We start from the raw sequence: 14,434 nt of genomic DNA, 5'->3' as shown, positions 1-14,434 counted from the left end.
TTTGATTGTTAGTTAAATTTTTTCTTTAAATAAACTGCAATATCACACATTCTGTTAGAAAACCCCCACTCATTGTCATACCATGATGAAATTTTTCCCATGTTTTTTCCAACAACATTGGTGAGTGATCCATCAATAATTGAAGAAGCCTGATTATGATTAAAATCAATCGAAACTAATTTTTCATCTGTAACCTCTAACACTCCCTTTAATTCATTTTTTGATGCAATTTCAAATGCAGAATTAATTGACTCAATTGTTAAATCTTTTTTTGTAGAAAAAACTAACTCAACTAAAGAAACATTCGGAGTTGGTACCCTCATAGCTACACCTTCTAATTTACCTTTTAATGATGGTATTATTTCTCCGATTGCTTTTGATGCGCCCGTAGAAGTTGGCACAATTGATTGACTAGCAGATCTTGCTCTTCTTGGATCTTTGTGTGAATTATCCAAAATTCTTTGATCACTCGTAAATGCATGAATTGTAGTCATAAAACCTTTTTCAATTTCAAAATTTTCATTAATTACTTTTGCAGCAGGCGCTAAACAGTTAGTAGTACAAGATGCAGCAGAAATTATTTTGTCATCCTTTGAAAGAATATTTTGATTTACTCCATAAACAATTGATTTGTCAGCATTCTTGCATGGAGCTGAAACTATAACTTTTTGAGCACCATTTTTAATATGAGTTTCTAATTTTTCTTTTGAATTAAATTTTCCTGTACATTCAAAAACTATATCCACTCCTAATTCACCCCAATTTATATCTTCTAATTTTGAATGCTGACTAAAAGAAATGTTATCGTTATTTATGATTAATTTATTAGCTTCAAATTTAATATCCACATTGAATTTTCCATGAATAGAGTCGTATTTAATCAAATTAGAACAAGTTTCAGAATTTGATCTATTATTTATATGTACAACTTTAATATCTTTAAAATTATTTTCATAAATAGATCTTAATACCATTCTTCCAATCCTACCCATTCCATTGATACCGACTTTAATTGTCATATTACGTCTTATAATTATTTCTTATTTTTATAGTTATTTTTTTTGTAGATAAACTGAAATATTCAAATATTTTTTTATAAGGCGCACTTTTTCCAAATTCATCAATACCAAATGCCATACCATTATCACCCACATATTTATACCAAGATGTTTTTGATCCAGCTTCAATTGAAATTTTAAGTTTTGTTTCATTCAATATTTTCTTTTTATAATTTTTACTTTGTTTGTCGAAGATTTCTTGTGAAGGCACAGAAATAACCTTTGAATTAATTTTATATTTTTTTAATTCATTGCTTACGTCTAAAGCCAAATTAACCTCTGAACCACTTGCTAAAATAGTTAATTGAATTTTTTTATTAGTCCTAGATATTTCATAAGCCCCATAAGAACATTTATTAACTTTTGAGATATTATATCTAACCGGATTTAAATTCTGTCTTGTCAATGATAGAATTGAGGGAGTTTTTTTATTCTTTAAAGCTAATTCCCAACATTCAATTGTTTCATATCTGTCAGCCGGTCTGAATACATTTAAATTAGGTATTGCTCTGAGACCTTCTAATTGTTCTATAGGTTGATGTGTTGGTCCATCCTCACCTAAACCAATTGAATCATGTGTCATCACATAAATTACTTGTTGTTCCATTAATGCTGATAACCGAATAGAAGGTTTGCAATAATCTGAAAAAATCAAAAAAGTACCACCATAAGGAATTAAATTACTATGTAATGAAAGGCCATTCATTATTCCACACATGGCATGTTCACGAACACCATAATGAATATAATTCCCATTAAATTTTTTTGGTTTTAATATTTCATGAAATTTTGTTTTTGTATTGTTGGATCCTGCTAGATCAGCAGATCCACCAATAATATTCTTACAATCTGGAGTAATTGAATTTAGAACAGACTCTGAGGCCTTTCGTGTAGCAAGGCCTTTTTGATTTTTAATTGCAGAAATTTTTTCTAATTTAATACCTTTGTTAAAATTAATTTTTATAAAATTATTGTATTGTTTCTTTTTTTTTAAAAAAATCCTATTCCATTTTTTTTCAATTTTTAATCCTTTTAAGCCAAAACTTTTCCATTGATTTAATAAATTTTTTGGAATTTCAAAAGGTTTATAGTTCCAATTTAATTTTTTTCTTACTAAGTTTATTTCTTCTGATCCTAATGGACTTCCATGAGAAGAAGCTTTGCCAGATTTATTTGGGGAACCATAACCAATTTTTGTTTTACATGAAATTACAGTTGGAGATTTAGCAGTATGTGCTTTTTTTATTGCCTTTTTAATCTCATTACAATTATGTCCATCAACATTAATATAATTCCATCCATAACTTTCGAACCTTTTTTTATAATTATCAGACACGGCCAAGTCAGTTGGACCATCAATAGAAATAGAATTATTATCGAATAACATTATTAAATTTTTAAGTTTTAGGTGCCCAGCTAAACTCATCGCTTCATGACTAATACCTTCCATTAAGCATCCATCTCCTGCAAGGACATAAGTTTTATGATTGATAATTTTACTACCAAATTTACTTTTTAAAATTTCCTCAGCAATTGCAAAACCAACAGCATTTGATATTCCTTGTCCTAGAGGTCCAGTTGTTGTCTCAATTCCTGAATTAGGATGGTACTCAGGGTGACCAGCACAGATAGAGTCAAGTTGACGAAAATTTTTAATATCTTTTAGCGATATGCTTTTGTATCCGGTTAGGTAAAGCAAGGAGTAAAGCAACATCGATCCGTGACCAGCAGACAAAATAAATCTGTCTCTGTTAATCCAGCTAGGGTTAGAAGGACTAAATTTTAAAAAATCTTTAAATAAAACTGTAGCAACGTCTGCCATTCCCATGGGCATTCCTGGATGTCCAGAATTTGCTTTTTGTACAGCATCAATTGATAAAAATCTGATACAATTTGCTAGGTCTTTATATTGTGTGTTCAAAATTATCCTGTATAGACTTTGAAGATTCTATTTATTAATATGACTATATATATGAATTCTTTAGACGAAAAAGAAAAAAAATTAACATCTGCTTTAGAAAAATTAAAAAATATTAAAATTGATGATGCAAAAGAAAATGAACTAGTAAATGAATTAAAAAATAAAAAAAAACAATTAGAAATTGAAAAAATAGAATTAGAGGAAAAATATCAAAATCTTCAAAAAGATCATGAGCAATTAAGCCAAAAATTAAGTGATTTTGAAAAGAGAAATCTTGATAAGAAGTCAAGACAGCAAGAATTTTCAGAAAAAATTGATGAATTAAACCAAGAAACAGATACTTTACTGGAAGAAATAGATAAATGGCAAATGTAAGCATAAAATTTAATGGTAAAGAATTTTTGCTTTCTTGCGATGATGGTCAAGAGGAACATTTAGAAAATTTGCTCATACAAATAAATCAAAAATTTAATTCTCTTAAAAGTGACCTTGGAAATTTAGGAGAAAATAAATTGTTACTGATTACAGCAATAAAAGTATTAGATGAATACTATGAAACAAAAAAAAAAATTGAACAGAAAAAAAAAGAATTAAGCGATTTATCAAAAAAATTCAAAGAATTAAAAAACTTAGTTTATGAATATAAAGACAATAAAGAGGATGAAATAAAAAGTCTCAATAATAATCTTGATGAACTTAAGAGAACTATTGATGATAATCAAAAAAAATATGAACAAGTTTTAGATGCAGCAACCTCAGAAATATCCAGTTTTATTGAAAATATGGATAACAAAAACATTTCTAATTAGCACAAAGTGAATAAATTAGGAATTAGAAAAAAAATCTTAAATCAAAGAAAAAAAAAATATTTTCAAAATTTTGATAATTCTAAAATATATAATTTTTTAAAAAAATATAAAAAAAATAAAATTGGTGGATATTTTCCAATCAATTATGAATTTGATTGTTTAGAAATACTTAAAAAATTATCGAAACAAAACTTTCAAATTTCTTTACCGATTATGAAAAAAAGTAATCAAATGGATTTTTTTTCTTGGGATTTTAATCAACCTTTAACAATTAATGATTTTGGAATACCTGAACCAACCAGTTCAAAAATTACTTATCCAGATATTTTTTTAGTACCAATTGTTGGTTTCGATAAAAATTTATACAGATTAGGCTATGGTGGTGGTTATTATGATCGTTATATTGCAAGAATAAAAAAAATAAAAACTATAATTACGATAGGGTTATCATTCTCATTCCAGAAAATTGATAAATTACCAATAAATAAATTTGATCAAAGATTAGATGCAATTATTACAGAAAGAAATATATTTCAATGAAATTATTGTTCTTAGGTGATCTAGTAGGCATATCAGGTTGTTCTGTTGTGATGAAAAATCTAAAAAAAGAAATTGAAAGATGTAAGATAGACTTTGTAGTAGTTAACGCAGAAAATGCTGATAAGTCAGGTGTTGGTCTAACTGAAGAAATATGTAAGGATCTATTTAACTCAGGTGTCAATGTAATAACTACTGGAAATCATGTTTGGGATCAGAAAGAAATAATGAATTATATAGATCAAGAGAACAGATTATTAAGACCAAAAAATTTATTTGAGCCTGCACCAGGTAAAGGATTTCAAATTTATACTACTAAAGAAGATATTAAAATTGGTGTTTTAAATTTGATGGGAAATGTTTTCATGAAAAAATGTGAAGATGTTTTTGAATGTGCAGATAAATTTTTAAATGTACACAAGCTAAAAGATAAATATGATTTTCTAATTGTAGATTTTCATGGTGAGATTACCAGTGAAAAAAATGCTATTGGTCATTTTTTTGACGGCAATGCTACATTAGTAGTTGGAACACATACTCACATTCCAACCAACGATGCACATATCTTAAATAAAGGAACTGCTTACCAAACAGATGCTGGTATGTGTGGAGACTACAACTCAGTTATTGGCATGAATAAAGAAAATTCAATTAATAGATTTATGAAAAAAAAATCAGTAAAACATTTTCCAGAAATAGGAGAGGGCACGATGTGTGGAGTTATTGTTGATTGTGATATAAAAACAGGTTTAGCAAAAAATATTTCAAGTTATATTTTTGGAGCAAATTTAAAAAATAGTTAATTATGGCAGGACATTCTCATTGGGCTGGAATTAAACATAAAAAGGGAAAAGCGGACAAACTTAGAGCCAACTTATTTTCTAAGTTGTCAAAAGAAATTACTGTAGCTGCAAAACTAGGTGACAAGGATCCCGCAATGAATCCAAGATTAAGGTCTGCAATACAAGCAGCAAGATCTGCAAACATGCCAAAAGACAACATAGAGAGAGCAATTGATAAATCTTCAGCTGCAGCTGGTGCTAATTATGAAAACTTAAGATATGAAGGATTTGGTCCTGATAAAATTGCAGTTATTGTAGAAACTTTAACTGATAATAAAAATCGAACAGCTTCAAACATTAGAACTATATTTCAAAAAAATGGAGGAAGTTTAGGAACTCAAGGATCTGCTGCTCATAATTTTAATCAGCTTGGAGTAATTAAAATTTCTAAGAGTGAAATTGAAGATGATCAGATTTTAGAATTGGCGATAGACGCTGGAGCAGATGAATGTATTTCAAAAAATGAAATTCATGAAATTCATTGCTCAATAAATGAAATTTATAATGTCAAAAAAAAATTAGAAGAAAAGATAAACAATTTTATTTCAACTGAAATTGAATGGTTAGCCTTGAATAACGTAAAAATAACAGGTGAAAAAAAACAAGAAGTAATAGATTTTTTAGAGACCTTAGAAGAAGATGATGATGTACAAAGTGTGTATACAAATGTTATTTTCGAAAATTGATTAATGTTAATTATTGGAATAGATCCTGGAATTTCTGGCTCAATATGCTTTTTTGATAATGGAAGAATTATCAAAGTTATAGAGATGCCCACCATGACAGATGGAAAAAAAAATAAGAAACAAGTAAATGGAGCTCAAATTTATCATGAAATCTTAGACGGCATTAAAAACTATGATAAAAAAGACATTAAAATAGTTATAGAACAAGTTTCTGCAATGCCAGGACAAGGTGTAACTAGTATGTTTAATTTTGGACAGTCTTTCGGAATTTTAAAAGGCATATGTTCTGCTATGCAACTTTCTATGTATTTTGTTAGACCAGCAAAATGGAAGAAGTATTTTAATCTTATAAATTCAGAAAAAGATGCAAGTAGAACAAGAGCAATAGAGATTTTTCCTTACTTTTCATCACAATTATCAAAAAAAAAGGACTCTAACAAAGCCGATGCCATCCTTATAGCAAGTTTTTTTTACGAAACATACAAATTACCTGAGTAACACTCCAAGATTAAAGCCAAATTCATGACACAATTAAGTGTGATGTATAATTATGGAAACAGAAATATCGACTCAAGCTGTGGGACTAGCTTCAAGTGCTGACTTTTCATTAATGAGTCTGTTTTTAAAAGCAGATATAATAGTTAAATCAGTAATTATAATATTAATAGCATGCTCAATTTATTCTTGGGCAGTTATTTTTGAAAAAATAAAGCTCTTTAAAAAAATAAATAATTCTTCTGACCAATTTGAAGATAAGTTTTGGAAGTCAAAATCTGCAGAAACTTTTTATAATAATTTGCCACAAAATATTTCTGACCCTATGGCATTAATCTTTAAAGAGTCTATGCAAGGTATTGTTAAATCAAAATCTAAATCAAACATTAATGAGAGATTAACAAGTATATTAGAGGCTGGAATAGAAAAACAAACTTCAAAAATTGAAAAAGGATTTACATTTTTAGCAACTGTAGGATCTACAGCTCCTTTTATTGGGTTATTTGGAACTGTTTGGGGAATAATGAATTCATTTCAGTCTATAGCGATATCCAGAAATACTAGTCTAGCTATTGTTGCTCCTGGAATAGCTGAAGCATTATTTGCAACTGCTCTAGGATTGCTAGCTGCAATTCCTGCAGTAGTAGCTTATAATAAATTTAATAACGATCTGAGAAGATACAGTCAAAAATTAGAGAGTTTTTCAAAAAGATTTATATCTATAATCTAAAATGGGATTTAAATTAAATCGTAAATCTTCAAGAGATCCTATGAGTGAAATTAATGTTACTCCATTTGTGGACGTAATGTTAGTTCTTTTGATTATCTTTATGGTTACAGCTCCATTATTAACAGTTGGAGTTCAAGTAGATCTACCTGAAAGTTCTGCAGATTCTTTACCAGAGGAACAAGAGCCATTAACTTTAACTATCAATTCTAAAGGTGAAATTTTTATCCAGGAATCAAAAGTAGAATTTGATAAGATTATAGCAAAAGTCTTAGCTGTTTCAAAAAACAGAACTGATACAAGAATCTATGTAAGAGGAGACAAGGCAATCAATTATGGTAGAGTTTTAGAGATCATGGGATTACTTTCTGGATCAGGCTTTACTAAAGTAGCGCTAATATCTGAGCCTTATAAAGAGAGGTAAAATTGACAAGGAACATATTTCTTTCATCAATTTTTCATTTCTTAATAATAATGATTACTGCATTAAGTTTACCTTTTTTATCGAAAAAACCTGTAGATTTACCACCAATAGTCTCTGTAGAATTAATTCAAATAACAGACAAGACAAACATACCTTTCGCTCCGAAGGCAAAAAAAACAATTGATAAGATAAAAGAGAAAGAAGAAAAATTAGTTTCTGAACAAGCGCCTCCAAAAAAAGTAAAAAAAGATAAACCCGATGCAATTCCAATGCCTGATCAAGAAGTCAAAAAAGTTGAGAAAATTAAAGATGAAAAACAAAATCCAGAAAAAATTGATAATGATGTAAAACAAGTATCAGAATTTGAAAAAGAAGAATTGTTTGATCCAAATAATATTGCCGCATTAATAGATAAATCAAAAGAGGAATTTGCAGAAACAGAAAAAAAATCAAATAAGGTTACTCAAGACCAAGTTGCAAATATAGAAAATACTGGTTTGAGTTTGAGTGAGGAAGACGCATTAAAAGCACAAATTTTTGGTTGCTGGAGCATACCGCTTGGTCTTCCTTATAATGAAAATCTATTAGTTAGAATAAAATTACAATTAAAACCAGATGGTTCAATAATAAGCACAGAAATTTTAGATCACACTAGAATGAATAAGCCTGGTCAAGGCTTTTATAAAGTCCTTGCAGAAAGTGCATTAAGAGCTATTAAATTATGTCAACCATTAAGAGTTCCAACCACTGGATATGAGAGGTGGAAAGATTTACAATTAAATTTTGATGCAAGAGAGATGTTAGAGGGATAGTATATGGATATGTATAAAAAAATATTTTTTTTATTTCTTTTTTTATTTCAAAGCAATGCGTTCGCATTAATAGAAGTTGACATTACAAGAGGAAATTTAGATCCTTTACCAGTAGCAGTGTCACCTTTATCTATTGATGAAGTTTCAAAAAAAGAATTTGAAAAAATTCTAAAAAAAGAAAATATTGGATCTGAAATATCTTTGATTGTTGAAAAAAATTTAAAAACTTCTGGTTTATTTAACCCGCTTAATAAAGATGCGTTTCTTCAAGAGCCTGATATTGCCAATTTAAAACCGAGATTTGAAGATTGGAATTTAATTAAAGCTCAAGCGTTGATCACAGGCAAGGTTAGTTTTGTAGATGAAAAACTAAGAGTTGAATTTAGGTTGTGGGATGTATTAGCTGGAAGAGAAATGATGGCATTAGCATTCACAACAGTTCCTACAAATTGGAGAAGGGTAGGTCATATAATTTCTGACAAGGTTTATCAAAGATTAACTGGAGAAAAAGGATATTTTGATACAAGAATAATTTATGTAGCAGAGGAAGGACCAAAAACTAAAAGAGTAAAAAAATTAGCAATAATGGATCAAGACGGTTCTAATAATAAATTTTTAACATTAGGTAATGAACTTGTATTAACTCCTAGATTTAACCCAAATAGTCAAATGGTAACATATTTATCTTATTTCAGAAATTTACCCAGAGTATATTTGTTAGATATTGAAACTGGAACTCAAGAAGTTGTTGGTGACTTTCCGGGAATGACTTTCGCACCTAGATTTTCTCCAGATGGAAAAAAAATTATCATGAGTTTTGCAAAAGATGGTAACTCAGATATTTATACTATGGATTTAGAAAATAGGATCGTAGATAAAATAACTAATCATCCTTCTATTGATACTTCTCCTTCCTATTCACCGGATGGAAAATATATTTGTTTTAATTCTGATAGAAGTGGTTATCAACAAATTTACATAATGGATAGTAATGGAAAAAATGTAAAAAGAATTTCTTTTGGAAAGGGTTTATATGGAACACCAGTTTGGTCACCAAGAGGTGATCTAATTGCTTTCACAAAACTACATAAAGGAAAATTCTATATTGGTGTGATGAGAACTGATGGTACTGGTGAAAGACTATTAACCGAAAATTATTACCAAGAGGCACCATCTTGGTCACCAAACGGAAGAGTGCTAATATTTTATAGAGAGACCAAAACTGACGAAAAGGGTGAAGGATTTTCAGCTAAATTATGGTCAATTGATTTGACAGGATATAATGAAAGACAAGTTATAACACCAACAGATGCATCAGACCCATCTTGGTCATCTTTATTAAGTAATTAAATAATATTGCTTGATTTTTTAGCTTGAAACCTCTAATTAATTGTGAAAAATTAAGATTTAAGAACTAGTAACTTGATCAAGGAGCAATATGAGATTTAACAAAATTTTAAAAAACACATTACTTGTAATTTTAGCTTGTTTTGCACTAACAGCCTGTGCAACTTCAAAAAAATCAACAGGTCAAATGCAGGGAGATGTATATACAGGAACTGACACTGTAGAGTATTTAGCTTCAGGAGTACCTGATAGAGTATTTTTTGCAACAAACGAGTCAGTTTTAACTACGGCTTCTAGAGAAACTCTAAGAAAGCAAGCAGCGTGGTTAAGAAAAAATTCTAAAGTAAACATAGTTTTAGAAGGTCATGCTGATGAAAGAGGAACAAGAGAATATAACTTAGCTTTAGGTGAAAGAAGAGCTAATGCAGCTAAAGATTACCTAATGACTTATGGAATATCTTCAGACAGAATTTCTGTATTAAGCTATGGTAAAGAAAGACCAGTGGACTCTGGATCAAATCCTTTAGCTTGGTCAAAAAACAGAAGATCAGTTACTGTAAAAGCTAACTAATTCCAATTTTTAAATTTAAGACCCTAAATATTAATTTATTTAGGGTCTTTTTTTTGCCATCATTATAATTAGTAGTTGTTTTATGGATCTTTGTAATAAAATTTTTAAAACAAAAATTTTAATTATCTTTTTATTGTTATTCTCAATTCAAGCGAAAGCAGATAACCATAATATTTACGAAACTTTAGAATTAATTAAAAAAGATTTAAAAACATTAGAGCGTGCTGTTTATTCTGGATCAAATGAAAATAATAATGATTTTAATTCTTCACAAATATCCGAAGGAAATTCTGAGGATGTTTTAACAAGACATTTATTAAAACTTTCTGAAATTGAAAGTCAATTTCAAGTTCTCACAAATAAGTTTGAGGAAATAAATTTTAAATTAGATAAATTATCTAGCAGGTTGTCAAAAGTACAAGCTGATAATCAAATAAGATTTCAAGACTTAGAAAGCTCAATATCTTCTGGAAATATTATTAGTTCAGTTACAAAAGATACAAACTTAACAGAAGAAGAAGCTTTACCAGGAAGTTCACAACCCCAAGATCTTGGCGCAATTTCATATAAAGACAACACAACGAGTGAAACTACACAACAAATTACTTCAATTGATACTACTGCAACTGTTGTTACAGAAAATTTTCAATCTGAGGAAAAAATTTTACCAGATGAAGTGCCAGAAAAACAATATGAGTTTGCTACAAGCTTCTTAAAAGTTGGTGATTATACCACTGCCGAGAGGGCATTTAGAGAATTTGTAAATTCTAATTCAGATCATGAGCTTGCAGGTAATGCTCAATATTGGTACGCAGAAACATTTAGAATTAGACAGCTTTATACTGATGCGGCATCAGCATATCTTGAAGGATACCAAAAATATCCAAAAGGAGAGAAAGCTCCAATTAATTTATTAAAACTAGGTGTCTCCATGGTTCAGATTGGAGAAAAAGATCAAGGTTGTAAAATGATTAATGGTGTTGAGGAGCAATATCCAGAGGCAAATCAATCTGTAATTCAAAAAGCAAAATATGAGTCTAAAAAATTTGAGTGTAGCAAACAAGACTCATAATCTAATTAAACTAACTTTAAAAAATACAAAATTAAAAAACCTTTTTTTAAAATTTAGTAAAAATCTCAATTTAAATTCTGCATTTGCCGTAGGGGTGTCTGGAGGCCCAGACAGCCTTGCTTTAGCTTATCTATGTAAAGTTTATGCCTTAAGATTTGGTATTAAACAAAAATTTTACATTGTTGATCATAAATTGAGATCCAATTCCACAAAGGAAGCCCAACATGTAAAAAAATTACTAAAAAAAAATTTTATTGAAGCACAAATATTATCTTGGAGAGGCGCTAAACCAAAAAGCAATATTCAGGCAAGAGCTAGAGAAAAAAGATATGATTTGATGATTAAAGAATGTAAAAAAGACAATATAAAACATATCATTATTGGACACCATTTAGAGGATAAATTAGAAAACTTTATTATAAGATTAACACGTGGAAGTGGTTTAAGAGGATTAGTTTCTTTTAACAAAAAATCATCAATGAGTGACATAATTATAGAACGCCCATTGTTAAATTTTAAAAAGAATGAACTAGTTTTTATAGCTTCTCATGTTTTTAAAGATTTTATTTCTGATCCTTCTAATGAAAATCAAGATTTTAAAAGAGTTAGAATTAGGAACTTTCTAAAATATTTAAGTTTAGAAGGTTTTGATCAAAATAAATTTAATAAAACAATAGAAAATCTGAGTCACTCAAACACTACAATTAATAAATTGGTTGAAAAGAATATTTTACTTAATAGTTATTATTCAAGAAAAAGAAAAATAATTTATCTAAATAAAGAATTTTTTAATCAATCTAATGAAGTAAAGTTTAGATCTTTATCTAAGTGTATAAAAGAATTGGGGGCAAATTATTATTTCGCAAGAGGTAATAAGATACTGAGAATAATTGATTTAATTAATGCCAATAAAACTTTCAAAACATCTCTAGGGGGTTGTATTATTAAAAAAACCAATAATACTGTTATTATTAACAAGGAATTTCATTAAATTATGTCTTTTAAAGATAATTTGACACTTGTTAATTAGATATTAATTCTTATTTTAATACCATGAATTTCAAAAACATAGCAATGTGGGCAATAATAGTTTTTCTAACTATTGGCCTTTATAATATGTTCAAAAATCCTCAAAGCAACATTAGAGGTGGAAACCAAATTATATTTTCAGATTTTTTAACTTCAGTTGAAAATGGAGAAGTTTTAAAAGTTGAAATACAAGGTAATAACATTAAAGGTGTTTACTCAAATGGAAATAGTTTTTCCACTTACTCTCCTAACGATCCAAATTTAATTGAAAAATTATCTCAGAAAGGAGTAAGCATTTCAGCAGCTCCTCTTGAAGAGAAAATGCCATCATTGTTTGGAGTATTACTGTCGTGGTTCCCAATGTTATTGCTTATAGCCGTTTGGATCTTCTTCATGAGACAGATGCAAGGCGGAAAAGGTGGCGCAATGGGTTTTGGTAGATCTAAAGCCAAAATGATGAATGAGCTCAAAGGCAAAGTAACTTTTAACGATGTTGCTGGTGTTGAAGAGGCTAAAGAAGAAGTTGAAGAAATTGTAGAATTTTTAAAAGATCCAAAAAAATTTAGTAGACTAGGTGGAAAAATTCCAAGGGGTGCACTGCTAGTAGGTCCACCAGGTACTGGAAAAACATTATTAGCAAGAGCAATTGCCGGTGAAGCAGGCGTTCCATTCTTTACAATATCAGGTTCAGACTTTGTTGAGATGTTCGTTGGAGTAGGTGCATCAAGAGTTAGAGATATGTTTGAGCAAGGAAAGAAGAATTCACCTTGTATTATTTTTATTGATGAAATAGATGCTGTTGGAAGAAGTCGGGGAGCAGGTCTTGGAGGTGGAAATGACGAAAGAGAACAAACCCTTAACCAACTCTTAGTAGAGATGGATGGATTTGACACAAATGAAGGTGTTATCATCATTGCAGCAACGAATAGACCTGATGTTTTAGATCCAGCGTTGTTAAGACCAGGTAGGTTTGATCGTCAAGTTGTAGTTTCTAATCCAGATATCATAGGAAGAGAAAAGATTTTAAAAGTTCACGTAAAAAAAATTAAAATGGCACCAGATGTTAACTTAAGAACAATTGCGAGAGGAACTCCAGGGTTTTCAGGTGCAGATCTTGCAAATTTAGTTAACGAAGCAGCTTTACTTGCAGCTAGAAAAAATAAAAGGATTGTTACTTTAAACGAATTTGAAGAAGCTAAAGATAAAGTAATGATGGGATCTGAAAGAAGGTCAATGGTAATGAGTGAGGAAGAAAAGAGACTTACAGCTTATCATGAGGCTGGACATGCTATAGTTACTATCAATGAAAGTGCAGCATACCCAATTCATAAGGCTACTATTATCCCAAGAGGAAGAGCTTTAGGAATGGTAATGCAATTGCCAGAAAGAGATGAAGTGTCTCAAACAAGAGAACAATTACATGCACAATTAGCTATTGCAATGGGTGGTCGAGTTGCTGAAGAAATTATTTTTGGTGAAGATAAAGTTACAACAGGCGCAGTTAGTGATATTGAGCAAGCGACAAAAAGAGCTAGAGCGATGGTAATGAGAGCTGGTTTGAGTAAAGAATTGGGCCCAGTTGCATATGGAGAAAATGAAGAAGAAGTATTTCTTGGAAGATCTGTTGCTAGACAACAAAACATGTCAGAGGAAACAGCAAAAAAAGTAGATTCTGAGATTAGAAAAATTGTTGATCAAGGTTATGATAGAGCAAGAAAAGTTTTAACAGATAAAATTGATGATTTACATAAACTTGCCAAAGCTTTATTAACTTATGAAACATTGTCTGGTGAAGAAATCGAGAACTTAATTAATAAAAACATTTACCCCGCAGATAAACAAGATCTAAAAGTAGACGACGACAAAGGATCCGCATTAAGTTCTATGGGCTTAAAACCAAAAATTGTTCATTAGATTTAATGAGAAGATATTACACTTGTGCGTGTAATTTCTATTTTGGTAAATTTTCAAGGTTTTTAATAAAAAAAAAAGAAACACTTCCGCTTCATGGTCAAAGAGATATATCATTTAGTCACATAAAAATTATTTCAAGAAATACAGAAAAAATAATTAATATAAAAAATATTAATTCATTACCTTACAA

General features: G+C 29.5%; 16 protein-coding genes and 1 pseudogene. 15 read left to right on the top strand and 2 right to left on the bottom strand.

Annotation, left to right across the window (positions count from 1 at the left end; translation table 11 throughout):
- Positions 1-8: 8 nt before the first annotated feature.
- Both gap and tkt read right to left on the bottom strand, forming a co-directional pair.
- Positions 9-1,019 carry a type I glyceraldehyde-3-phosphate dehydrogenase gene (gene gap / locus ACTT90_RS06200; RefSeq protein ID WP_440937907.1) on the bottom strand — a complete coding sequence of 337 codons (1,011 nt, stop codon included), beginning with the start codon at positions 1,017-1,019 and terminating at the stop codon, positions 9-11.
- Between the two features lies 1 nt (position 1,020).
- Positions 1,021-2,979 carry a transketolase gene (gene tkt, locus ACTT90_RS06195; protein ID WP_440937906.1) on the bottom strand — a complete coding sequence of 653 codons (1,959 nt, stop codon included), beginning with the start codon at positions 2,977-2,979 and terminating at the stop codon, positions 1,021-1,023.
- Positions 2,980-3,030: 51 nt separating this feature from the next.
- Here tkt and ACTT90_RS06190 point away from each other — a divergent pair, with 51 nt between their 5' ends.
- The 15 genes and pseudogenes from ACTT90_RS06190 to ACTT90_RS06120 form a co-directional block, all read left to right on the top strand.
- Positions 3,031-3,354: a 5-formyltetrahydrofolate cyclo-ligase gene (locus ACTT90_RS06190; protein ID WP_440937905.1), complete on the top strand. Its 324-nt coding sequence runs from the start codon at positions 3,031-3,033 to the stop codon at positions 3,352-3,354.
- Positions 3,342-3,788: a cell division protein ZapA gene (locus ACTT90_RS06185; protein ID WP_440937904.1), complete on the top strand. Its 447-nt coding sequence runs from the start codon at positions 3,342-3,344 to the stop codon at positions 3,786-3,788. Before ACTT90_RS06190 ends, ACTT90_RS06185 begins: the two co-directional genes overlap by 13 nt.
- A 6-nt stretch (positions 3,789-3,794) precedes the next feature.
- Positions 3,795-4,328: a 5-formyltetrahydrofolate cyclo-ligase gene (locus tag ACTT90_RS06180; protein ID WP_440937903.1), complete on the top strand. Its 534-nt coding sequence runs from the start codon at positions 3,795-3,797 to the stop codon at positions 4,326-4,328.
- The gene (locus tag ACTT90_RS06175; protein ID WP_440937902.1) at positions 4,325-5,128 is read left to right on the top strand and encodes a TIGR00282 family metallophosphoesterase; all 804 of its coding nucleotides are present in this window, start codon (positions 4,325-4,327) and stop codon (positions 5,126-5,128) included. The genes ACTT90_RS06180 and ACTT90_RS06175 overlap by 4 nt, the downstream gene beginning before the upstream one ends.
- Positions 5,129-5,130: 2 nt before the next feature.
- Entirely contained in the window at positions 5,131-5,853 is a 723-nt protein-coding gene (locus ACTT90_RS06170) for a YebC/PmpR family DNA-binding transcriptional regulator (protein ID WP_440937901.1), read from the top strand.
- 3 nt (positions 5,854-5,856) lie between these two features.
- Positions 5,857-6,351: a crossover junction endodeoxyribonuclease gene (locus ACTT90_RS06165; RefSeq protein WP_440937900.1), complete on the top strand. Its 495-nt coding sequence runs from the start codon at positions 5,857-5,859 to the stop codon at positions 6,349-6,351.
- A gap of 52 nt (positions 6,352-6,403) precedes the next feature.
- Positions 6,404-7,078: a protein TolQ gene (gene tolQ, locus ACTT90_RS06160; RefSeq protein ID WP_440937899.1), complete on the top strand. Its 675-nt coding sequence runs from the start codon at positions 6,404-6,406 to the stop codon at positions 7,076-7,078.
- 1 nt (position 7,079) lies between these two features.
- The gene (tolR, locus tag ACTT90_RS06155) at positions 7,080-7,499 is read left to right on the top strand and encodes a protein TolR (protein ID WP_014953644.1); all 420 of its coding nucleotides are present in this window, start codon (positions 7,080-7,082) and stop codon (positions 7,497-7,499) included.
- A 2-nt stretch (positions 7,500-7,501) separates the two neighbouring features.
- Positions 7,502-8,311, top strand: a complete 810-nt coding sequence (locus ACTT90_RS06150) for a cell envelope biogenesis protein TolA (RefSeq protein WP_440937898.1) — start codon at positions 7,502-7,504, stop codon at positions 8,309-8,311.
- Positions 8,312-8,320: 9 nt separating this feature from the next.
- Positions 8,321-9,661: a Tol-Pal system beta propeller repeat protein TolB gene (tolB, locus tag ACTT90_RS06145; RefSeq protein ID WP_440937897.1), complete on the top strand. Its 1,341-nt coding sequence runs from the start codon at positions 8,321-8,323 to the stop codon at positions 9,659-9,661.
- A gap of 88 nt (positions 9,662-9,749) precedes the next feature.
- Positions 9,750-10,229, top strand: a complete 480-nt coding sequence (gene pal / locus ACTT90_RS06140; RefSeq protein ID WP_440937896.1) for a peptidoglycan-associated lipoprotein Pal — start codon at positions 9,750-9,752, stop codon at positions 10,227-10,229.
- An 82-nt stretch (positions 10,230-10,311) separates the two neighbouring features.
- Complete coding sequence (gene ybgF, locus ACTT90_RS06135; protein WP_440937895.1) at positions 10,312-11,301, top strand: tol-pal system protein YbgF; 990 nt, start codon at positions 10,312-10,314, stop codon at positions 11,299-11,301.
- Positions 11,261-12,292 (top strand): tRNA lysidine(34) synthetase TilS, encoded by a 1,032-nt coding sequence (gene tilS / locus ACTT90_RS06130; RefSeq protein WP_440937894.1) that lies wholly within the window; start codon positions 11,261-11,263, stop codon positions 12,290-12,292. Before ybgF ends, tilS begins: the two co-directional genes overlap by 41 nt.
- Positions 12,293-12,354: 62 nt before the next feature.
- Positions 12,355-14,244 carry an ATP-dependent zinc metalloprotease FtsH gene (gene ftsH / locus ACTT90_RS06125; RefSeq protein ID WP_014953638.1) on the top strand — a complete coding sequence of 630 codons (1,890 nt, stop codon included), beginning with the start codon at positions 12,355-12,357 and terminating at the stop codon, positions 14,242-14,244.
- A 5-nt stretch (positions 14,245-14,249) separates the two neighbouring features.
- Positions 14,250-14,434: pseudogene (locus ACTT90_RS06120) on the top strand (dihydropteroate synthase); the annotation flags it as partial.

It is taken from the genome of Candidatus Pelagibacter sp., from assembly GCF_052049935.1.
Lineage (GTDB): Bacteria > Pseudomonadota > Alphaproteobacteria > Pelagibacterales > Pelagibacteraceae > Pelagibacter.
Note: the sequence above shows the minus strand (reverse complement) of the source record. Positions and strands in the feature narration are given on the sequence as shown.